Source organism: Salmonella sp. SA14318 (assembly GCF_029866905.1).
GTDB lineage: Bacteria > Pseudomonadota > Gammaproteobacteria > Enterobacterales > Enterobacteriaceae > Salmonella > Salmonella enterica.
On the sequence record NZ_CP123282.1, the window covers coordinates 1,680,100 to 1,701,842 of the forward strand.

General features: G+C 52.7%; 21 protein-coding genes. 14 read left to right on the forward strand and 7 right to left on the reverse strand.

From position 1 onward, the window contains the following. The first annotated feature begins 52 nt into the window (after positions 1 to 52). Positions 53 to 814, forward strand: coding sequence for an SDR family oxidoreductase (locus QEN32_RS07850; RefSeq protein ID WP_000169608.1), 762 nt, complete (start codon positions 53 to 55; stop codon positions 812 to 814). 47 nt (positions 815 to 861) lie between these two features. On the opposite strand, the gene QEN32_RS07855 is transcribed toward QEN32_RS07850, so the two are convergent. Then, complete coding sequence (locus QEN32_RS07855) at positions 862 to 1,431, reverse strand: DedA family protein (RefSeq protein WP_001523476.1); 570 nt, start codon at positions 1,429 to 1,431, stop codon at positions 862 to 864. A gap of 158 nt (positions 1,432 to 1,589) precedes the next feature. Between QEN32_RS07855 and QEN32_RS07860 the strand changes: the two genes are divergently transcribed. Beyond that, positions 1,590 to 2,177 (forward strand): Yip1 family protein, encoded by a 588-nt coding sequence (locus QEN32_RS07860; protein WP_001017057.1) that lies wholly within the window; start codon positions 1,590 to 1,592, stop codon positions 2,175 to 2,177. Between the two features lie 165 nt (positions 2,178 to 2,342). Then, positions 2,343 to 3,290, forward strand: a complete 948-nt coding sequence (gene pbpG, locus QEN32_RS07865) for a D-alanyl-D-alanine endopeptidase (RefSeq protein ID WP_000911555.1) — start codon at positions 2,343 to 2,345, stop codon at positions 3,288 to 3,290. Positions 3,291 to 3,347: 57 nt separating this feature from the next. On the opposite strand, the gene dld is transcribed toward pbpG, so the two are convergent. Beyond that, complete coding sequence (gene dld / locus QEN32_RS07870; RefSeq protein ID WP_000095234.1) at positions 3,348 to 5,078, reverse strand: D-lactate dehydrogenase; 1,731 nt, start codon at positions 5,076 to 5,078, stop codon at positions 3,348 to 3,350. A gap of 266 nt (positions 5,079 to 5,344) precedes the next feature. Here dld and bglX point away from each other — a divergent pair, with 266 nt between their 5' ends. The 5 genes from bglX to QEN32_RS07895 all read left to right on the forward strand — a co-directional run bounded on the left by bglX (position 5,345) and on the right by QEN32_RS07895 (position 11,568). Continuing rightward, on the forward strand, positions 5,345 to 7,642 hold the full coding sequence (bglX, locus tag QEN32_RS07875) for a beta-glucosidase BglX (RefSeq protein WP_045343382.1): 2,298 nt from the start codon (positions 5,345 to 5,347) through the stop codon (positions 7,640 to 7,642). Between the two features lie 180 nt (positions 7,643 to 7,822). Then, positions 7,823 to 8,740 carry an ABC transporter substrate-binding protein gene (locus QEN32_RS07880; RefSeq protein WP_000155869.1) on the forward strand — a complete coding sequence of 306 codons (918 nt, stop codon included), beginning with the start codon at positions 7,823 to 7,825 and terminating at the stop codon, positions 8,738 to 8,740. 3 nt (positions 8,741 to 8,743) lie between these two features. Then, the gene (locus QEN32_RS07885) at positions 8,744 to 9,913 is read left to right on the forward strand and encodes an ABC transporter permease (RefSeq protein ID WP_094889184.1); all 1,170 of its coding nucleotides are present in this window, start codon (positions 8,744 to 8,746) and stop codon (positions 9,911 to 9,913) included. Continuing rightward, a complete protein-coding gene (locus QEN32_RS07890; RefSeq protein ID WP_000569166.1) occupies positions 9,906 to 10,853 on the forward strand; it encodes an ABC transporter ATP-binding protein in 948 nt (315 codons plus the stop codon). The genes QEN32_RS07885 and QEN32_RS07890 overlap by 8 nt, the downstream gene beginning before the upstream one ends. Next, on the forward strand, positions 10,837 to 11,568 hold the full coding sequence (locus QEN32_RS07895; protein WP_000824854.1) for an ABC transporter permease: 732 nt from the start codon (positions 10,837 to 10,839) through the stop codon (positions 11,566 to 11,568). The genes QEN32_RS07890 and QEN32_RS07895 overlap by 17 nt, the downstream gene beginning before the upstream one ends. Here QEN32_RS07895 and QEN32_RS07900 read toward each other — a convergent pair. Both QEN32_RS07900 and mlrA read right to left on the reverse strand, forming a co-directional pair. Next, on the reverse strand, positions 11,549 to 11,656 hold the full coding sequence (locus QEN32_RS07900; RefSeq protein ID WP_001261696.1) for a protein YohO: 108 nt from the start codon (positions 11,654 to 11,656) through the stop codon (positions 11,549 to 11,551). The genes QEN32_RS07895 and QEN32_RS07900 overlap by 20 nt on opposite strands. A gap of 59 nt (positions 11,657 to 11,715) precedes the next feature. After that, the gene (mlrA, locus tag QEN32_RS07905) at positions 11,716 to 12,447 is read right to left on the reverse strand and encodes an HTH-type transcriptional regulator MlrA (protein ID WP_001240418.1); all 732 of its coding nucleotides are present in this window, start codon (positions 12,445 to 12,447) and stop codon (positions 11,716 to 11,718) included. A gap of 222 nt (positions 12,448 to 12,669) precedes the next feature. On the opposite strand from mlrA, the gene QEN32_RS07910 reads away from it, so the two are divergent. The 3 genes from QEN32_RS07910 to QEN32_RS07920 are packed head-to-tail and all read left to right on the forward strand — an operon-like array spanning position 12,670 to position 15,585. Then, entirely contained in the window at positions 12,670 to 14,355 is a 1,686-nt protein-coding gene (locus QEN32_RS07910) for a sensor histidine kinase (RefSeq protein WP_000272850.1), read from the forward strand. Next, positions 14,352 to 15,071 carry a two-component system response regulator BtsR gene (gene btsR, locus QEN32_RS07915; RefSeq protein WP_000598637.1) on the forward strand — a complete coding sequence of 240 codons (720 nt, stop codon included), beginning with the start codon at positions 14,352 to 14,354 and terminating at the stop codon, positions 15,069 to 15,071. Before QEN32_RS07910 ends, btsR begins: the two co-directional genes overlap by 4 nt. Positions 15,072 to 15,117: 46 nt before the next feature. After that, the gene (locus tag QEN32_RS07920) at positions 15,118 to 15,585 is read left to right on the forward strand and encodes a DUF1456 family protein (RefSeq protein WP_000950413.1); all 468 of its coding nucleotides are present in this window, start codon (positions 15,118 to 15,120) and stop codon (positions 15,583 to 15,585) included. Between the two features lie 56 nt (positions 15,586 to 15,641). On the opposite strand, the gene QEN32_RS07925 is transcribed toward QEN32_RS07920, so the two are convergent. From QEN32_RS07925 to metG, 3 genes are all read right to left on the reverse strand, one after another. Next, positions 15,642 to 16,172, reverse strand: coding sequence for a YehR family lipoprotein (locus QEN32_RS07925; RefSeq protein WP_079968134.1), 531 nt, complete (start codon positions 16,170 to 16,172; stop codon positions 15,642 to 15,644). Between the two features lie 171 nt (positions 16,173 to 16,343). Beyond that, entirely contained in the window at positions 16,344 to 16,802 is a 459-nt protein-coding gene (locus tag QEN32_RS07930; RefSeq protein WP_000703137.1) for a YehR family lipoprotein, read from the reverse strand. A gap of 240 nt (positions 16,803 to 17,042) precedes the next feature. Beyond that, complete coding sequence (metG, locus tag QEN32_RS07935) at positions 17,043 to 19,076, reverse strand: methionine--tRNA ligase (protein WP_265322276.1); 2,034 nt, start codon at positions 19,074 to 19,076, stop codon at positions 17,043 to 17,045. A 164-nt stretch (positions 19,077 to 19,240) separates the two neighbouring features. On the opposite strand from metG, the gene apbC reads away from it, so the two are divergent. The 3 genes from apbC (at position 19,241) to yehD (ending at position 21,718) form a co-directional block, all read left to right on the forward strand. Then, a complete protein-coding gene (gene apbC / locus QEN32_RS07940) occupies positions 19,241 to 20,350 on the forward strand; it encodes an iron-sulfur cluster carrier protein ApbC (protein ID WP_001005424.1) in 1,110 nt (369 codons plus the stop codon). Between the two features lie 277 nt (positions 20,351 to 20,627). After that, positions 20,628 to 20,909: a YehE family protein gene (locus QEN32_RS07945; RefSeq protein WP_000760404.1), complete on the forward strand. Its 282-nt coding sequence runs from the start codon at positions 20,628 to 20,630 to the stop codon at positions 20,907 to 20,909. A gap of 278 nt (positions 20,910 to 21,187) precedes the next feature. Continuing rightward, positions 21,188 to 21,718 carry a fimbrial protein YehD gene (gene yehD, locus QEN32_RS07950; RefSeq protein ID WP_256221432.1) on the forward strand — a complete coding sequence of 177 codons (531 nt, stop codon included), beginning with the start codon at positions 21,188 to 21,190 and terminating at the stop codon, positions 21,716 to 21,718. Positions 21,719 to 21,743: the final 25 nt, after the last annotated feature.

Genomic DNA, 21,743 nt, shown 5'->3' on the forward strand with positions numbered 1-21,743 from the left:
TTCAGACAGGGTTCCTATACTTAGGCTGTGTATGAATCATCCGGAGAGGAATATGACCAAAGTCGCAATTGTAACGGCATCAGATTCGGGAATTGGCAAAGCGTGTGCGTTGTTATTAGCACAAAACGGTTTTGATATTGGTATCACCTGGCATTCCGATGAACGCGGCGCGCAGGAGACGGCAAAAAAAGCGGCGCAGTTTGGTGTGCGGGCTGAGACCATTCATCTTGACCTGAGCCAGTTACCCGAGGGCGCGCAGGCCATTGAACATCTTATCCAGCGCCTGGGGCGCGTTGACGTGCTGGTCAATAATGCCGGGGCGATGACCAAATCCGCGTTTATTGATATGCCGTTTACGCAGTGGCGGCAAATTTTTACCGTGGACGTCGATGGCGCGTTTCTCTGCGCGCAGATCGCCGCCCGGCATATGATTAAACAAGGAGAGGGAGGGCGCATTATCAACATCACCTCCGTCCATGAGCATACGCCGCTTCCGCAAGCCAGCGCCTATACCGCGGCGAAACATGCGCTGGGCGGATTGACTAAATCCATGGCGCTGGAACTGATTGAGCATCATATTTTGGTCAACGCCGTCGCGCCAGGCGCTATCGCCACGCCGATGAATGATATGGATGACAGCGACATTGAGCCGGGATCGGAACCCTCGATCCCTATCGCCCGACCGGGTTCTACGCATGAAATAGCCAGCCTCGTCGCCTGGCTGTGTTCGGAAGGAGCAAGCTATACCACCGGTCAGTCGCTGATTGTCGACGGCGGGTTTATGCTGGCGAATCCGCAATTCAACGCCAAATAAACGCCGGGGCCGGATGGCGGCGTTATGCCATCCGGATACCATCGGGTTTAACGAGCCTCCGCTTTGCCGCGTCTTTTCAGCCACCAACGCACGCCCACCACCAGGACGATGGCCAGAATCAGCCAGACCCCGTGCCTGAGATGCTGATCGAGGTCGTGCAGCCATGGCGCGATCACCTCGCCGCCAAGATATCCCAGCGTGGTAAACAGCAGCGCCCAGATCAGCGCGCCTACAATATTCAGCGGCAGAAAAATTTTAGGCGGCAGGCGGCTGGCGCCAATCAGCAGCGGGCCAACCACCCGGAAGCCATACATAAAACGCGTGCCGATCACAAACAGATACGGATGGCGTTGGATCATTTTCTGCGCGCGACGAATCTTCGTATGATAACGTGGGAAACGACGCAGGATCTTCCCGCCATAGCATCGTCCTAACAGGTAAAGTAGCTGATCGCCCATCATCCCTCCCAGCGCGACGGCCGCCGCCACCAGCGGAAACTTGAGTAATCCCTGATGCGCCGCGACGCCCCCCAACAGGGTAACGGTTTCACCTTCGGCCATACTGCCGATAACCAGCGCCGCATAGCCATAATGCGTAATAAGCGTGTTGATATCCATGCGTAAACCACCTCCGGCATTAAGCATACACCCTGGCAAGAGGCGTGCGCGGCAAAGCCGACGTTTTGCCGGAGACTATTTTGCCATTGCTCATAAAATAACCAGAAACTGAATTATACTTGAACATACTGGCATCTGAGGCAGCAGAAGGGGGCAGTATGAACCATGTATGGGGGCTTTTTTCCCATCCCGATCGGGAAATGCAGGTGATCAAAAGCGAAAACGAAACCGTTTCGCATCACTATACGCACCATGTTTTGCTGATGGCGGCGATTCCCGTCGTCTGCGCCTTTATCGGCACGACGCAAATCGGCTGGAATTTTGGCGACGGCAACGTGTTACAACTCTCGCTGTTTACCGCTTTTGCGCTGGCGGTCTTGTTCTACGGCGTGATGCTGGCGGGCGTCGCGGTGATGGGACGCGTCATCTGGTGGATGGCGCGAAACTATCCGCAACGGCCATCGCTTGCGCGCTGTATGGTTTTTGCCGGCTATGTCGCGACGCCGCTGTTTTTAAGTGGTCTGGTGGCGCTCTATCCCCTGGTATGGCTATGCGCTTTGGTCGGCGCTGTCGCGCTCTTTTACACCGGCTATTTGCTGTATTTGGGTATTCCGACTTTCCTTAACATTAATAGAGAGGAAGGATTAAGCTTCTCCAGTTCGACGCTCGCTATCGGCGTGCTGGTCCTGGAGGTGCTACTGGCGATCACCGTGATCCTGTGGGGATACGGCTACCGCCTGTTCTGATGCGAAAAAGGGCTGGCGCAAAAGCCAGCAATGCAGCATTTGCTGACGATTCTTCTGTAGCGGCAACGCTGGCGTGCCGCTATGATGCCACTGCTAGCTTGAGTATAATCTTAGCTCAGGCGGTGTGCGTTACGACGCGCGTGAATCATTATCAGAAATCTCATCATGCTGAAATTCCGAGCTTCATTCCTGAGCCTTGCTCTGATGTTGGCCGTACCTTTTGCCCCGCAGGCCGTGGCGAAAACGGCAGCGACAACCGCGGCGTCTCAACCTGAGATTGCCTCCGGTAGCGCAATGATTGTTGATCTCAACACCAATAAAGTGATCTATTCGAACCACCCGGATCTGGTGCGTCCGATTGCCTCGATAACCAAATTAATGACAGCGATGGTCGTGCTCGACGCGCGATTGCCGCTGGATGAAATACTGAAGGTCGATATCAGCCAGACGCCGGAAATGAAAGGGGTTTACTCCCGCGTACGCCTGAACAGCGAAATTAGTCGCAAAAATATGTTGCTGCTGGCGTTGATGTCATCCGAAAACCGTGCGGCGGCAAGCCTGGCGCACTATTATCCTGGCGGTTATAACGCGTTTATTAAAGCGATGAATGCGAAGGCGAAAGCGTTGGGCATGACGCATACCCGCTTCGTTGAGCCGACGGGGCTGTCGATTCATAACGTCTCGACCGCGCGGGATTTAACAAAATTGCTGATTGCCACGAAGCAATACCCGCTGATTGGCCAGCTAAGCACCACGCGCGAAGATATGGCGACATTCTCGCATCCGGCGTATACGCTGCCGTTTCGCAATACCAACCATTTGGTCTATCGTGATAACTGGAATATCCAGTTAACGAAAACCGGCTTTACCAATGCGGCGGGGCATTGCCTGGTGATGCGTACCGTGATCAATAACAAACCGGTCGCGCTGGTGGTCATGGACGCGTTCGGCAAATATACCCACTTTGCGGACGCCAGTCGCCTGCGTACATGGATTGAAACCGGTAAAGTCATGCCCGTTCCGGCTGCCGCGCTGAGCTATAAAAAGCAAAAAGCCGCGCAAATGGCGGCAGCCAGCGCCAGTGCCGGGGCGCAAACCGCACAGAACGATTAAGTCGCCGTAGGCCCGGCAGGCATCGCGCCGCCGGGCTTCACGGTAAACCGCACGGTGTTAATGCGTTTCGTCGGGCGTATTTTCCTGCCAGAATTTCCGCTTACTCGTTTTGCCGATACCGGGGTTCATACTGTTGGTTGGGTCATTTTGCCGATAAAAACGCGTCAGCGTTTCCGGCGCTTTATACAGATGTCCAACGTTGTGCTCCGCCGGGTATTGTGCCCCGCGCGCCTGCAACAGCTCCAGCATTTGCGCTTTCAGCGCATGGACGTCGACGCCTTTCTTCACGATATAGTCCTGATGAAAAACGTGGCACATAAAGTGGCCGTAATAGAGTTTATGTACCAGTTGGCTGTCGATTTCCGGCGGCAGATGCTCGAACCAGTCGGTATCGTTGCGGCGCAGGGCGATATCCAGCGCCAGGATATCTTCCACTTCATCAGCGTGTACGGCCTGATAACGAATCGCTGCGCCAGCAGCGGCGAAGCGGTGCAGGAAGGCTTTGCTGCCTTCTTCCGGCGTACAGGTGAAGAAACCGCCCTCAGCGGATTTAAAAAATTCATTCAGCCAGCGTTGCGCTTCTGCGACGCCGTCTCCCGCCATTTTTAACAGCAGATGATGCTCATATTTATCGCGCCAGTTTTTCATTCGCGGCGGCAGATGGCTGGGAAACAGGTGGCCGAATTTCTGCATCGCGCGGTCGGTGAAATGCGGACGGAAAAATTTTACTTTTTCCAGCATCGCATCGGTTCGGCCTTTTAGCGTGAAAAAGAATGGCATCTTGTCGGTGCCGAGTTTATCGATCATCAGAAAGGTATCTTTACCGTACTGCTCCGCAATATCGTAGATATCGCGATGCATATATTCTCCCGCCACTGGCAGATTGTCGAAGTTCGCCAGAATATGCCGACGGATTTCAGTCAGTACCGCGGGCTGATTGGTGCCGATATAAAAAACCTGCTGATTTTTTTCCGCTGCAAAGGTATCAAGGCGAACGGCAAAAACCGCCAGTTTTCCGGCGCAGCCGGAAGATTCAAACAAACGGTCCGGGTCGGCGTTATAGCGGGCGGGCGTATCGGCGTTGATATCTCGTACCCGCGTCACGTAGTCGTGATCGTGCGCATGACGACCATCGTGACGCACATCCTCATCTTTAATCCGTTCGTCATCCAGCTTGCTCAGGATCTGCTCCGGGGTATGCCCAAGATCGATACCCAGATGATTGACCAGTTGCAGTTTGCCTTGCTCGTCAATACGGGCAAAGAGCGACATCTCGGTATAGGCCGGGCCGCGCTGCACCAGCGAGCCGCCGGAGTTATTACAGATGCCGCCGATGACCGACGCGCCGATACACGACGAACCAATCACCGAGTGCGGTTCACGGCCCAGCGGTTTAAGCGCTTTTTCCAGCGCATAGAGCGTCGTACCGGGCCAGGCCAGAACCTGTTGGCCGTTATCCAGTAAGTGCAGCTTATCCAGCCGCTGGGTGCTGATAATCACAATATCGCGATCGTAGTCGTTGCCGTTCGGCGTGGAGCCTTCCGTCAGACCGGTGTTGGCGGCCTGCATCAGAATAATTTTGTCAGCGTTAACGCAGGCGTTGAGCACGCGCCACAGTTCCAGTAACGAACCCGGGAAAACAACGGCCAGCGCGTCGCCCTGACCGGAACGGAAACCCTTGCGATAGCGGGCGGTTTTGGCAGGGTCTGTCAGCAGGTGAGAATGGCCTACCAGGCGGGCCAGCTCATTCAGGAACGTTTTATTATCAGTCATTGTTATGGAAGACATTCTCCACTCCTTGTGGTGGGACAAAATATCAGCGTTAAGCATAGCGCTTGGTATGACAATACGCTTTCTCATTCAAATTGTCTCTGTGTTGGTGGTATTCATTTGCCGCCTTGATACCATTTGCTGGCGGTTGCGTATTCGACTGTGCGGAAAATTAGGAGAATAACCTTCGCTTTCTTCTCCTCTCGCGTTTAGGCTTATGGCAAACTGCGGTTTTTATTCTGTTTTTACCGCCTCGTCGGGATAAAGATAAAGAGAGACTCAACATGAAATGGTTATGTTCAGTAGGTGTTGCTGTGAGTCTGGCGATGCAGCCAGCATTGGCGGAAAACCTGTTTGGCAATCACCCGCTGACGCCTGAAGCGCGCGACGCGTTCGTCACCGATTTACTCAAGAAAATGACTGTCGATGAAAAAATTGGTCAGTTACGTCTGATCAGCGTCGGCCCTGATAACCCGAAAGAAGCGATTCGCGAGATGATCAAAGACGGGCAGGTAGGGGCGATTTTCAATACCGTCACCCGCCAGGATATCCGTCAAATGCAGGATCAGGTGATGGCATTGAGCCGCCTGAAAATTCCTCTCTTTTTTGCCTATGACGTGGTACACGGCCAGCGAACCGTCTTCCCGATAAGCCTCGGTCTGGCTTCTTCTTTTAATCTGGATGCGGTAAGAACCGTAGGACGCGTATCGGCGTATGAAGCGGCGGACGACGGTCTGAATATGACCTGGGCGCCGATGGTGGATGTCTCCCGCGATCCGCGTTGGGGACGCGCCTCCGAAGGCTTTGGCGAAGATACATATTTAACCTCCATCATGGGCGAAACCATGGTGAAAGCGATGCAGGGCAAAAGTCCGGCGGATCGCTATTCGGTGATGACCAGCGTGAAACATTTTGCCGCCTATGGCGCCGTTGAAGGCGGTAAAGAATACAACACCGTGGATATGAGTTCCCAGCGTCTGTTTAATGACTATATGCCGCCGTACAAAGCAGGGCTGGATGCGGGGAGCGGCGCGGTGATGGTGGCGCTGAACTCGCTGAACGGTACGCCTGCGACGTCAGATTCCTGGCTATTGAAAGATGTCCTGCGCGATGAGTGGGGCTTTAAGGGAATTACCGTTTCCGACCACGGCGCTATTAAAGAACTGATTAAACACGGCACCGCGGCCGACCCGGAAGATGCGGTGCGCGTGGCGCTAAAGGCAGGGGTGGATATGAGCATGGCGGATGAGTATTACAGTAAATATCTGCCGGGTCTGATTAAATCGGGCAAAGTGACGATGGCGGAACTGGACGACGCGACGCGCCATGTGCTCAACGTAAAATATGACATGGGATTGTTTAACGACCCCTATAGCCATCTGGGGCCGAAAGAGAGCGACCCGGTGGACACCAATGCCGAAAGCCGCCTGCATCGTAAAGAGGCGCGGGAAGTGGCGCGGGAAAGTGTGGTACTGCTGAAAAACCGGCTGGAAACGCTGCCGCTGAAAAAATCGGGCACCATTGCCGTTGTTGGGCCGCTGGCCGACAGTCAACGTGATGTAATGGGAAGCTGGTCTGCTGCTGGGGTCGCGAATCAGTCGGTGACGGTGCTGGCGGGTATTCAAAATGCCGTCGGCGACGGGGCGAAGATCCTCTATGCCAAAGGGGCGAATATCACTAACGATAAAGATATCGTCGATTTCTTAAACCTGTATGAAGAGGCAGTGAAAATCGATCCGCGCTCACCGCAGGCGATGATTGATGAGGCGGTACAGGCGGCGAAACAGGCCGATGTGGTGGTCGCAGTGATAGGCGAGTCGCAGGGGATGGCGCATGAAGCCTCCAGCCGTACCAATATCACCATTCCGCAGAGTCAGCGCGACTTAATCACCGCTCTGAAAGCCACCGGTAAGCCGCTGGTACTGGTATTAATGAACGGCAGACCGCTGGCCCTGGTAAAAGAAGATCAACAGGCCGATGCGATTCTGGAGACCTGGTTTGCCGGGACGGAAGGCGGCAACGCCATTGCCGATGTGCTGTTTGGCGATTACAACCCGTCAGGCAAACTGCCGATCTCCTTCCCGCGTTCGGTGGGACAAATTCCGGTCTATTACAGCCATCTCAATACGGGACGCCCGTATAATCCTGAAAAGCCAAACAAATACACCTCACGTTATTTTGACGAAGCAAATGGACCGCTCTATCCGTTTGGTTACGGTCTGAGCTACACCACATTTACGGTGTCTGACGTCACGCTCTCCTCACCGACAATGCAACGCGACGGCAAAGTCACGGCCAGCGTAGAGGTCACGAACACCGGTAAACGCGAAGGGGCTACGGTCATCCAGATGTACTTACAGGATGTCACGGCGTCAATGAGCCGCCCGGTGAAGCAATTAAAAGGCTTTGAAAAAATCACCCTCAAGCCCGGCGAACGTAAAACCGTGAGTTTCCCGATTGATATCGAGGCGTTGAAGTTCTGGAATCAGCAGATGAAATATGACGCGGAACCCGGCAAGTTCAACGTCTTTATCGGCGTGGATTCCGCTCGCGTTAAACAAGGATCGTTCGAGCTACTGTAAGCCTGCCGTCAACAGGGCGCGATAGCAGCGCCCTGTCTGGCAATGACTTTTCCTGTCCCCCCTTTTATTGCCTGCCACGTCACTTAAACTGCCGGAAAATCCCAGGTTAAACGCAGACTTTTCAACTATGCTTTTTTCTCAAGTCTCTGAAAAAGGCCGTAAAAGGATGAGGAAAGCATCATGACGATCTCAAAGCTATGGGTAAGTTCGCTGGCGTTGCTGGCGACGGTGAGTTTACCTCTACAGGCGGCATCGCCCGTGACGGTCGGGTCAAAGATTGATACCGAAGGCGCGCTGCTCGGCAACATGATTTTGCAGGTACTGGAAAGCCACGGCGTTAAAACGGTCAATAAAATTCAGCTCGGGACGACGCCAGTCGTTCGTGGCGCGATTACCGCCGGAGAGCTGGATATCTATCCGGAATACACCGGTAACGGGGCGTTCTTTTTTAAAGATGAAAACGATCCGGCATGGAAAAATGCAAAGCAAGGCTTTGAGAAAGTCAAAAAACTGGATGCGGAGCAGAATAAGCTGGTCTGGTTGACGCCTGCGCCGGCCAACAACACCTGGACCATCGCGATACGTCAGGACATCGCGGAAAAAAATAAACTCTCCTCGCTTGCCGATCTCAGCCGTTATCTGAAAGAGGGCGGCACTTTTAAACTGGCGGCGTCTGCGGAATTTATCGAACGGGCGGATGCGCTGCCGGCATTTGAAAAAGCCTATGATTTTACCTTGAATCAGAACCAGCTCTTGTCGCTGGCGGGCGGCGATACGGCGGTCACGATCAAAGCCGCCGCGCAACAAACATCCGGCGTTAACGCCGCGATGGCGTATGGCACCGACGGCCCTGTCGCCGCGCTGGGTCTGCAAACCCTGAGCGACCCGAAAGGCGTCCAGCCTATCTATGCCCCCGCGCCGGTAGTGCGTGAATCGGTGTTACAGGCCTATCCGCAGATAGCCGACTGGCTGCAGCCCGTTTTCGCCAGCCTTGATGAGAAAACGCTGCAACAGTTGAACGCCAGAATCGCCGTAGAAGGGCTGGATGCGAAAAAAGTCGCCGCAGATTACCTCCGACAAAAAGGGTGGGTGAAGTAATCTGTGAGTGATGCTGCCAAAAAAATTACGGTTAATCGTGTGCTGTTGCTGTTGGTTGTTCTGACCCTGCTTGCTGTCGCGCTGCCTTTCATTAATTACGCCCCGAATCGTCTGGTGAGCGGCGAGGGGCGCCAGTTATGGGAGATCTGGCCGGCGACCATCTGGATGCTGACTGGCGCGGGATGCGCGCTGTTTACGTTGTGCTTTGTACCCGGTAAACGCGGTAGCGTACTGACGCTGATGATGGCGCAGACGATTTTTATTGTCATGCTGTGGGGAGTCGGCAGGGCGGCGACCCAGTTGGCGCAGGAGGGCAGCCCGCTGGCGCGTACCAGTCTGGGAAGTGGATTGTGGCTGGGCCTCGGTCTGATGCTGCTGGCCTGTAGCGATGCGATCCGCCGTATTACCACTGGGCCGCTGTGGCGCTGGTTGCTGCACGCGCAAATTGTCATTGTCCCGCTGGTGCTGCTGTTTTCAGGCACGTTCGACAACCTCTCGCTTCTGAAAGAGTATACCAACCGCCAGGATGTTTTCGATGCCGCGCTGGTGCAACATTTGATGTTACTGGCGGGCACGGTGCTGCCGGCGCTGGCGATCGGACTACCGTTGGGCGTCTGGTGTTATTTTTCCGCCTCACGCCAGGGGCCGGTGTTTACCGTGCTGAATGTGATCCAGACTATCCCTTCCGTCGCGCTGTTTGGCCTGCTGATTGCGCCGTTGGCCGGGCTGGTGAAACAGTTTCCGTGGCTTGCCGAATTCGGCGTCGCGGGAACCGGCATGACGCCTGCGCTGATAGCGCTGGTGCTCTATGCGTTATTGCCGCTGGTGCGCGGCGTGGTCGCCGGGCTCAATCAGGTGCCGCGCGATGTGCTGGAGAGCGCAAGAGCAATGGGAATGAGTAGCGGCCAGCGCTTCAGGCATGTGCAACTGCCGCTGGCGCTGCCGGTCTTTTTACGTAGCCTGCGGGTAGTAATGGTTCAGACAGTGGGAATGGCCGTCGTCGCCGCGCTGATTGGCGCGGGAGGTTTCGGCGCGCTGGTGTTTCAGGGGCTATTGAGCAGCGCCATTGATTTAGTCCTGTTGGGCGTCATTCCGGTGATTGCGCTGGCGGTAGTGATCGACGCGCTGTTTGATTTATGGATCGCGTTTTTGAAGGGAGCAACCGATGATTGAATTTAACCATGTCAGTAAAACCTTCGGCGATCAACAGGCTGTTAGCGACCTCAATTTGCACTTTAGCGAAGGCAGCTTTTCGGTGTTAATTGGCACCTCCGGTTCGGGAAAATCGACCACTCTGAAGATGATTAACCGGCTGGTAGAGCATGATAGCGGAACGATCCGTTTTGCCGGGGAAGAGATCCGCAGCCTGCCGGTGCTTGAACTGCGCCGTCGCATGGGCTATGCCATTCAGTCTATCGGTCTTTTTCCCCACTGGACGGTGGCGCAAAATATCGCCACCGTACCGCAACTACAAAAGTGGTCGCGTGCGCGGATTAACGATCGTATTGATGAACTGATGGCATTATTGGGTCTGGAAAGCGCGCTGCGCGATCGTTATCCGCATCAGCTTTCCGGCGGGCAACAGCAGCGGGTCGGCGTTGCGCGGGCGCTGGCTGCCGATCCGCAGGTATTGCTGATGGACGAGCCTTTCGGCGCGCTTGATCCGGTAACGCGCGGCGCATTGCAGCAGGAGATGACCCGCATTCATCAGCTGCTGGGGCGCACCATCGTACTGGTGACGCACGACATCGACGAGGCGCTACGCCTCGCCGACCATCTGGTGCTGATGGACGGGGGCCACGTTATCCAACAGGGATCGCCGCTTTCTATGCTGACCTCGCCGGAAAATGATTTCGTGCAGGCGTTTTTTGGCCGCAGCGAGCTGGGCGTAAGGCTGCTTTCGTTACGTAGCGTAGGCGATTATGTACGCCGGCATGAACAGCTCAGCGGCGACGCGCTGGTGGAAGAGATGACGCTACGCGATGCGCTATCGATGTTTGTCGCCCGTCGGTGCGACGTCCTGCCGGTGGCGAATCAGCAGGGCGAGCCCTGCGGTACGCTCCATTTCCGCGATCTGCTTTCGGAGACGTCCCCCCGTGAAACGACTGTGTGATCCGCTTCTCTGGCTTATTGTTCTGTTCTTGCTTCTGCTGTTTGGATTGCCTTATAGCCAGCCGTTCTTCGCCGCGCTGTTTCCCGATTTACCGCGCCCGGTCTACCAACAGGAGAGTTTTGCCGCCCTCGCGCTCGCCCATTTCTGGTTGGTGGGCATCTCAAGTTTGTTTGCCGTCGTGGTGGGCGTCGGCGCAGGGATTGCGGTCACGCGAGAAAGTGGGAAAGAGTTTCGTCCCCTGGTGGAGACTATCGCCGCCGTCGGGCAGACCTTTCCGCCGGTCGCGGTACTGGCGATCGCGGTACCCGTCATGGGTTTTGGTCAGCAACCGGCCATTATCGCCTTGATCCTGTATGGGGTGTTGCCCATCCTGCAGGCGACCCTGGCCGGGCTGGGCGCGGTGCCTGCCAGCGTGATGAGCGTTGCCAGCGGTATGGGAATGAGCCGTCGCCAACAGTTGTATCAGGTTGAGCTGCCGCTGGCCGCGCCGGTGATTCTGGCGGGCATCCGAACCTCGGTGATTATCAATATTGGTACGGCGACCATCGCTTCAACGGTGGGGGCCAGTACGTTAGGCACGCCGATCATTATCGGGCTTAGCGGCTTTAATACGGCCTATGTTATCCAGGGGGCGCTGCTGGTGGCGCTGGCGGCGATCATTATCGATCGCCTGTTTGAAAGGCTGACGCGCGCGCTTACCCGGCACGCAAAATAAAACTGTAACCTGCCAGCATCACGCCGCCGATACCGCCAATAGCCATCAGCAGGAAAAGGGCGATCACCCCGATTTTCGCTACGCGCATTATGTACTCCTTATGTTAATAAAAGGAGTATACATTAAAGCGAATTTGTTAGCTGCTGTTTAAACGCCAAGGGGATGAATGTCGCGTCCCTGGGCGCGCCATGCCAGGAGTTGCTGCTGCTGCGCCAGCGTCTGGTTTTCTCCGCACCATACCAGTAACGTCTTGCCGTCAAACAGTTCCGGGCGGAACTGGCTAAGCGAATGCGCCAACACGTCGATTCGCCATCCCTGTTGGCTGGCGACCCAACCTTCCAGCCACAGGCGGGTGGTATCATGGATATTCCAGCCGATCACCAACGCATCTTTTCCCTGTTTCTTACGCGCAGACGCCAGGCAGAGCGCAATATAGTTGATCAGGATACCGTCAAGAATGCCGAGCAGCGCCTGAAGGGCGGGTTGTTGGCACTGTAATCGTCGCCGCAGCGGGACGAACAGGTTAGTGGTCAATGTTTGGGCTGGATAATCCTGACCGCGTTCTTTGACCCATAACCGTAAACTGTGCAGATTACTGCTTTGCAGATAGTGCAGCAGGATCTCCTGCTGTTCGCGCCAGCCGTTAGGTTGTTCGCTACTGTCGCTACTGAGCAGCACTTTGACTTTGCTGACCTGGACGCCGTTATCTATCCAGCGCTTGATTTCGCGGATTCTGTCGATATCGGCATCGTTAAACAGACGATGACCGCCATCCGTTCGCTGTGGTTTTAAAAGTCCATAACGTCTCTGCCACGCGCGCAACGTGACAGGATTGATATCACAAAGCAAAGCCACTTCACCAATTGTGTAAAGCGCCATCGTTTCACCCTTGCTCGCGAGGTCCCGGTTTAACTTTAGACGCTCTTTTAGGAACCAGGAAGTTTTGCCTGTTTTTTATGCATTAAAACGCGAAGTAGCGGGTTGCGGCGCGGCGTTTAAGTGATCGTATTCACGAATTCATATTTTTATGCAACAGTTCAAAGAAAGTTAATCGTACTCAATGTATGTTACGCGCTTTTAATTGAAGTGTGGTTTGCGGGTATGTACGAGTTTAATCTGGTGTTGCTGCTGCTTCAGCAGATGTGCGTGTTTCTGGTCATTGCGTGGCTAATGAGTAAAACGCGCCTGTTCATCCCGCTTATGCAGGTCACGGTTCGTCTGCCGCACAAGCTTCTGTGTTACGTCACGTTTTCTATCTTCTGCATTATGGGCACTTATTTTGGGCTACATATCGAAGATTCGATTGCCAATACCCGCGCGATTGGCGCGGTGATGGGTGGCCTACTCGGCGGGCCGGTCGTCGGCGGGCTGGTCGGCCTGACCGGTGGGTTACATCGGTATTCTATGGGCGGCATGACGGCGCTGAGCTGTATGATTTCCACCATCGTCGAAGGGCTGCTGGGAGGGTTGGTACACAGCGTTCTCATACGTCGCGGACGCCCGGACAAAGTGTTTAGCCCGCTGACGGCGGGAGCAATTACGTGTGTTGCCGAACTGGTGCAGATGCTGATCATTTTACTGATAGCCAGGCCGTTTGACGATGCCCTGCATCTGGTCAGTAATATTGCCGCGCCGATGATGGTGACGAATACCGTTGGCGCCGCGCTGTTCATGCGTATTTTGCTCGATAAGCGCGCCATGTTCGAAAAATATACTTCGGCATTTTCTGCTACCGCGCTGAAGGTCGCCGCGTCAACGGAGGGGATTCTGCGTCAGGGATTTAACGAAGTGAACAGTATGAAGGTGGCGCAGGTGTTATATCAGGAGCTGGATATCGGCGCCGTCGCCATCACCGATCGCGAAAAACTGCTGGCTTTTACTGGTATTGGCGACGATCACCATCTACCGGGCAAACCCATTTCATCAGGTTATACGCTGAAAGCAATTGAAACCGGAGAGGTGGTTTATGCCGATGGCAACGAAGTGCCGTATCGCTGTTCGCTCCACCCGCAGTGTAAACTCGGCTCGACGCTGGTGATCCCGCTGCGTGGCGAAAATCAGCGAGTCATGGGCACCATTAAATTGTACGAAGCGAAAAACCGACTGTTCAGCTCAATTAACCGCACCCTGGGAGAGGGTATTGCGCAGCTTTTATCCGCGCAGATCCTGGCCGGACAGTATGAACGGCAGAAGGCGTTGCTGACGCAGTCAGAGATCAAGCTGTTGCACGCGCAGGTGAATCCGCATTTTCTGTTTAATGCACTCAATACCATTAAAGCGGTGATTCGCCGCGACAGCGAACAGGCCAGCCAACTGGTGCAGTACTTGTCGACCTTTTTTCGCAAAAATTTAAAACGCCCGTCGGAAATCGTCACGCTGGCGGATGAAATTGAACACGTGAACGCTTATCTGCAAATTGAAAAAGCGCGTTTTCAGTCGCGTCTGCAGGTACAGCTTGATGTTCCATCGACGCTTTCACGTCAGAAATTGCCTGCGTTTACGTTACAGCCGATTGTTGAGAACGCCATTAAACATGGCACGTCGCAACTGCTTGATACCGGCAACGTCGCTATTCGCGCCCGGCGCGAAGGGCAGCATTTGATGTTAGATATTGAAGATAATGCGGGACTGTATCAGCCTTCCGCCGGCAGTAGCGGGCTGGGGATGAGTCTGGTGGATAAACGTCTGCGCGAACACTTTGGCGATGATTATGGTATTAGCGTGGCCTGCGAGCCGGACTGTTTTACCCGAATTACATTACGACTTCCACTGGAGGAGGACGCATGATTAAAGTGCTGATTGTGGATGATGAGCCGTTAGCGCGGGAAAATCTGCGGATTTTGCTCCAGGGGCAGGATGACATTGAGATTGTGGGAGAGTGCGCGAATGCGGTAGAAGCGATTGGCGCGGTACATAAGCTGCGACCTGATGTGCTGTTTCTGGATATTCAGATGCCGCGTATCAGTGGACTGGAGATGGTAGGAATGCTTGACCCGGAACACCGCCCGTATATCGTTTTTTTAACCGCGTTTGACGAATACGCCATCAAAGCCTTTGAAGAACACGCTTTTGATTATCTGCTCAAGCCGATAGAGGAGAAACGGCTGGAAAAAACGTTACATCGTCTGCGTCAGGAGCGCAGTAAACAGGATGTTTCGTTGCTGCCGGAAAACCAGCAGGCGCTTAAATTCATTCCCTGTACCGGACACAGCCGGATCTATTTGTTGCAAATGGATGATGTCGCCTTTGTCAGTAGCCGTATGAGCGGCGTTTATGTGACCAGCAGTGAAGGTAAAGAGGGGTTTACCGAGCTGACGCTGCGTACGCTGGAAAGCCGGACGCCGCTACTGCGTTGTCATCGTCAGTTTCTGGTGAATATGGCCCATTTGCAGGAAATTCGGCTGGAGGATAATGGGCAGGCAGAGCTGATTTTACGCAACGGCCTGACGGTGCCGGTAAGCCGTCGCTATCTGAAAAGTTTAAAAGAGGCGATTGGCCTGTAAAAGACTGTTAGAATATCGTTTTGCCATAGAAACGACCGAAGGCCTCATGCTGAGTAACGATATTCTGCGTAGCGTGCGCTACATTTTAAAAGCTAATAATACCGATCTGGCGCGTATCCTGGCGCTGGGTAACGTTGATGCTACGCCGGAGCAGATAGCAATCTGGTTGCGCAAAGAAGAGGAAGAGGGGTTTCAGCGTTGCCCGGATATCGTGTTGTCCTCATTTCTCAATGGCCTCATTTATGAAAAACGCGGCAAAGATGAGGCGGCGCCTGCATTGACGGCGGAACGTCGTATCAACAACAATATTGTGCTGAAAAAGCTGCGTATCGCCTTTTCGCTAAAAACAGATGATATCCTGGCGATACTTACCGGTCAGTTGTTTCGTGTCTCAATGCCAGAGATCACCGCGATGATGCGCGCGCCGGATCATAAGAACTTCCGCGAATGCGGCGATCAGTTTATGCGTTATTTTCTGCGCGGTCTGGCGGCCCGTGAACACGCGGCGAAGTAATTCTGCGGTATTGTTCCCGGCAGCGTCCTGTCTGACCGGGAAAACGCATTATTATACTAATTGATTCTATGATACCCGCTCTCTTCCAACAGTTTCTGCGAGCGAATCATTGACAGATAGTACGCGGAACAGTTGTCAATTGATGATCCTGGCAATTTACAGAGGTCACTTATTTTTGCCTGGGTAAAATCAATATCCACATATTCCGTAGCATAGCTATCATAATAGTCGATTCGTTCAGTCAAACCCGGCATACCCTGATAAGCTTCGCCGACTTGACTCAGCATTTTTTGTGCTTCTTCTTTATTATTGGCTTTCAGGGTTTTATAAAGTATTTTATGTTCAGATATTTGACGTAAAACGATATCCCCTTTGTAGTAATAGGTTAACTTGATTTCAATACCGTTGAGATTACCCACATAGCGTTGTGTTTCCTCTGACTCTTTGTTAGCGGCTATCTTCTTGATAAACGCTGTCATGTTATTTTGCTTTCCCTGGGGAGTATCGTTTTTCTGATCGCAGCCAGTTATGCTAACCGATAGAGAGAGCGCGAATAGTGGCAGTGCCATAAGGCGTAGAACCCGCATAACAATTCCTTGTCGTTAAGTATTGGTGTGGCCAGGAATTCAGGGATTATAGGCTTTGGCGAGGGGACTTACAGCGAGGCTGTCTTTTTTCGGAATTCATAAAGAAAAGACGCTGCCGAAGCAGCGCCCTGAGCGACTTTACCAGTCGATGCAATACATTATGCCTGCCAGTTATTTCGCTTCTTTAAAACCAGCAGCTTCCAGCAGCGTCTGGGTTTGTTTCATGCTGATACCTTTGCTGGTATCGCCGGACACCATTGTCCCTGAGATTTGCTGTAACGCTTTAAAGTCCACTTTTTCCATATCCACAGAGACGTTTTCCTGGGCATAGGTATCTTCATAGGTTAATTTTTCTTCCACTCCGGCGATATTTTTATATTTCGCGCTCAGCGGATCGAGAATTTTGGCGGCATCTTCTTTCGTTTTAGCGCCTACAGTGGCATAGCTGATTTTACTTTCAGACGTCTGCTTAATGATTTTGTCACCTTTATAGGTGTAAGTAATTGAAATTTCTGTCCCCGCCAGGTTTGCGTTAAAGGTCTTTGATTCTTCTTTATCGCCACAGCCAGCAAGAGAGAACACCAGTACGGAAGCCAAAGCCGCGGACAATAACTTGCCAGAAATTTTCATCTAAAACTCCATTTTATATAATGATTGGGTTTTTAAAATAATTTCAATGAATTAATTTAACCCAGTAATAGCAATGTATCAGGGAGAGATAGAATATGACTTTTAGCCGTTATTTAGCAGTCCGGATATGGAGTCTTAGCGCTATTGCTTATTAAGGAAAAAGTTAAAACGTGCGGAGGAGGCGATATGCCAGTCAGGATTAAGCGGTTAAAAAAGCCGGAGCATGCTCCGGCTTGTTGCTTATTTCACCTGTTGGCCAGGCTTCGCGCCGTCATCAGGGCTTAACAGGAAGATATCTTTCCCGCCAGGTCCTGCGGCCATCACCATTCCCTCGGAGACGCCAAAGCGCATTTTACGCGGCGCGAGGTTGGCGACCATTACCGTCTGGCGGCCAATCAGCGCCTGCGGGTCCGGGTAGGCGGAACGAATGCCGGAGAAGACGTTACGCTTCTCGCCGCCCAGATCCAGCGTCAGGCGCAGCAATTTGTCAGAACCGTCTACGAACTCAGCGTTTTCAATCAATGCTACGCGCAGGTCAATTTTGGCGAAATCGTCAAAGGTGATGGTTTCCTGAATCGGGAAGTCGGCTAACGGGCCGGTAACCGGCGCGGCTGCGGCTTTCACCTCTTCTTTAGACGATTCAACCAGCGCTTCAACTTGCTTCATGTCGATGCGATTGTAGAGCGCCTTAAAGGTGTTGACCTTGTGACCGAGCAGCGGCTGTTCAATAGCATCCCAGTTCAGTTCGCTGTTCAGGAAGGCTTCAACGCGTTCAGAAAGCGTCGGCAGTACCGGTTTCAGATACGTCATCAGCACGCGGAACAGGTTGATGCCCATCGAGCAAATGGCCTGCAGGTCCGCGTCGCGGCCTTCCTGTTTAGCCACCACCCACGGCGCTTGCTCGTCAACATAACGGTTAGCGACGTCGGCCAGCGCCATAATCTCACGGATAGCTTTACCGAATTCACGGCTTTCCCATGCTTCACCAATCACCGCAGCGGCGTCAGTAAAGGTTTTATACAATTGCGGATCGGCCAGTTCAGTCGCCAGCACGCCGTCGAAACGCTTATTGATAAAACCGGCGTTACGCGAGGCCAGGTTGACTACTTTATTGACGATATCGGCATTGACGCGCTGGACAAAGTCTTCCAGGTTCAGGTCGATGTCGTCAATGCGTGAAGAAAGCTTCGCGGTGTAGTAGTAGCGCAGGCTGTCGGCGTCAAAGTGTTTCAACCAGGTGCTAGCCTTAATAAAGGTGCCGCGAGACTTAGACATCTTCGCGCCGTTCACCGTCACGTAACCGTGAACGAACAGGTTGGTCGGCTTGCGGAAGCTGCTGCCTTCCAGCATCGCCGGCCAGAACAGGCTGTGGAAGTAGACGATATCTTTGCCGATAAAGTGATACAGCTCGGCGGTGGAGTCTTTCTTCCAGTATTCGTCGAAGCTTACGGTGTCGCCGCGCTTGTCGCACAGGTTCTTGAAGGAGCCCATGTAGCCAATTGGCGCATCCAGCCAGACGTAAAAATATTTGCCCGGCGCGTTGGGGATTTCGAAGCCGAAGTAAGGTGCATCGCGGGAAATGTCCCACTGCTGTAGGCCGGACTCGAACCACTCCTGCATCTTGTTAGCGACCTGTTCCTGCAGCGCGCCGCTGCGGGTCCACGTCTGCAGCATTTCGCTGAATGACGGCAGATCAAAGAAAAAGTGCTCGGAGTCACGCATTACCGGCGTCGCGCCGGACACCACGGATTTCGGTTCGATAAGTTCGGTCGGGCTGTAAGTTGCGCCGCAGACTTCGCAGTTATCGCCGTACTGGTCTGCGGATTTACATTTCGGGCAGGTGCCTTTCACAAATCGGTCCGGCAGGAACATGCCTTTTTCCGGATCGTAGAGTTGAGAGATGGTGCGGTTCTTAATAAAACCGTTCTCTTTCAGGCGCGTATAAATCAGCTCGGACAGCTCGCGATTCTCGTCGCTGTGCGTTGAGTGGTAGTTGTCGTAGCTAATATTAAAACCGGCGAAATCGGTCTGGTGCTCCTGGCTCATTTCACCGATCATTTGCTCCGGCGTAATACCAAGCTGCTGCGCTTTCAGCATGATCGGCGTGCCATGAGCGTCATCGGCACAGATGAAGTTAACCTCATGGCCGCGCATTCGCTGGTAACGGACCCAGACATCAGCCTGGATGTGCTCCAGCATATGGCCGAGGTGGATAGAGCCGTTGGCGTACGGCAGCGCGCACGTTACCAGAATTTTCTTCGCGACTTGAGTCATAGTGGGTATTACTTCTTCTGTTGTAAAAAAGGGCTTTGATAGTACCAAAATGGTAATTACTGCGCCAATCGATAAGGGCATTTATCCGTAAATGAATAATTGTTACCGCTGGAGTAAACTACAAAGTTACAATCGTACTTTTCAGAACTACAAAAGGAGTCGGGATGAACGAACAATCCCAGGCCAAATCACCAGATACCCTGCGAGCGATGGTCGCCGGGACGCTGGCGAATTTTCAGCACCCAACCCTGAAGCATAACCTCACCACGCTTAAGGCGTTGCACCACGTCGCCTGGATGGATGATACGCTGCACGTTGAGCTGGTCATGCCGTTCGTCTGGAACAGCGCGTTTGAGGTATTAAAAGAGCAATGCAGCGCCGATCTGTTACGTATTACAGGCGCAAAAGCGATCGACTGGAAACTGTCGTACAACATTGCGACGCTGAAACGCGTCAAAAATCAGCCTGGCATTAATGGCGTGAAAAACATCATTGCCGTGAGCTCCGGTAAAGGCGGGGTGGGTAAATCGTCCACGGCGGTAAACCTGGCGCTGGCGTTAGCGGCTGAAGGCGCAAAGGTCGGGGTTCTCGATGCCGATATTTACGGTCCGTCGATCCCAACCATGCTTGGCGCAGAAGATCAGCGCCCGACATCGCCAGACGGTACGCATATGGCGCCGATTATGTCTCACGGCCTGGCGACCAACTCGATCGGCTATCTGGTGACTGACGATAACGCGATGGTATGGCGCGGCCCAATGGCCAGTAAGGCGCTGATGCAGATGTTGCAGGAGACGCTGTGGCCGGATCTGGATTATCTGGTACTGGATATGCCGCCGGGAACCGGGGATATTCAGCTAACGCTGGCGCAGAACATTCCTGTTACCGGCGCGGTGGTGGTGACTACGCCGCAGGATATCGCGCTAATCGACGCCAAAAAAGGTATCGTGATGTTCGAGAAGGTGGAAGTGCCGGTGCTCGGCATTGTGGAAAATATGAGTATGCATATTTGTAGCAACTGCGGCCATCACGAACCGATCTTCGGCACGGGCGGCGCGCAGAAGCTGGCGGAAAAATACCATACTCAGCTTCTGGGTCAGATGCCGCTGCATATTAGTCTGCGCGAAGATCTCGATCGCGGTACGCCGACGGTGGTTAGCCGTCCGGAGAGCGAATTTACCGCGATCTATCGCGAACTGGCCGATCGCGTTGCGGCACAGCTTTACTGGCAGGGTGAAGTGATTCCGGGAGAAATCGCCTTCCGCGCGGTGTAATCCTCCTGACGTATTCCAAAGAGAATATGACATTCACTGCATTAATATATATTGATGCAGTGAATGTATTAATAAAATAATAGCCCCCGCATTGTTAATTCCTGCTTAAACAGACAGGTGTTTATCTGAAATAATCGGCAAAAACATTATTTGAATTGATCATACCTATCCTACTGATTTATTTTTTCAATTGGTTTTAAGGTATCGATACGTTCATACTGCTCATCAGGACGGCCTGCATACTGTTTGACGTTCACCAGAGGAACAATTGCTCACTATGAAAAAATATTTGCTGATGGGAATTATAGTTTCGGCTTATGGGATAAGCGTACCCGTTTTTGCCTCCGACACCGCAACATTAACCATCAGTGGAAAAGTGACCGCGCCAACGTGCAGTACAGAAGTGGTAAACGCGCAGTTGCAGCAGCGTTGCGGCAACACTATCCACGTTTCAACGCTGCAAACACCCGCCGCTACGCCGATGAGAGGTGTGACAACGCAGCTATACACGGTGCCTGGTGATAGCACCCGACAGATTGTTGTTAATCATTACGACTAATTCTTATTAATTCCGCAGGCCCATATCATTGATATCAATGATATGGGCTTTTTTATTTGTTGTGTTTATATTTAAGGGCAGTAAATTTCGGAAATTAATAAGTTTACAAAATAATGATAAGCAATGATTATTTGTTGCAATTATATTGCAATCTGTAAATTGTTTTAAATCAACAAAACATCGTGTTTACATTGCGATAACCTCCTGTCTATGAGAATTTTCTTTGCAAGGGTTAATAACTCTTAACAAATAGAAATTACTTCATTAAGGAAGAGATTATGAAACGTTCACTTATTGCTGCTTCTGTATTGTCTGCTGTATTTATGAGCGCAGGGGCTTTTGCTGCTGATGAGTATGATTCAGGCGTTCTGAATATTAACGGAAAGGTGGTTGGTACTACCTGTCAATTTTTGGGTACGAACACCGCTGAAATTAGACTGAATGAAATTGGTGCGGATAAAATAATTAATTTAACCCCGGGTCAGATTTATGACGCAGTAACTAATCAAACTCAGATGCCGTTGAAAATAAAATGTCAACAGGGTGTAGCGCCGCGTATTACCTTCTCTTCAACGCAATTTGACAGCCACGATATCACATTTAATAACGGGTCTGCCAAAGGTGTCGGTTTTGCGGTTTACTACGGAAGTACGGATAATCAGATTGATCCAGAGACGGGGGTGACACTAGATCCAAATAGCAGCGGTGAATACGACCTGACTTTTTTAGCACGCTATGCGCGTTTAGACGGTGATGTTGCTTCTGGTGATGTTAGCTCAACACTGACTTTAACGGTTGTTACTGACTAATTTATTCAACCGGCGGCGTTCGTCG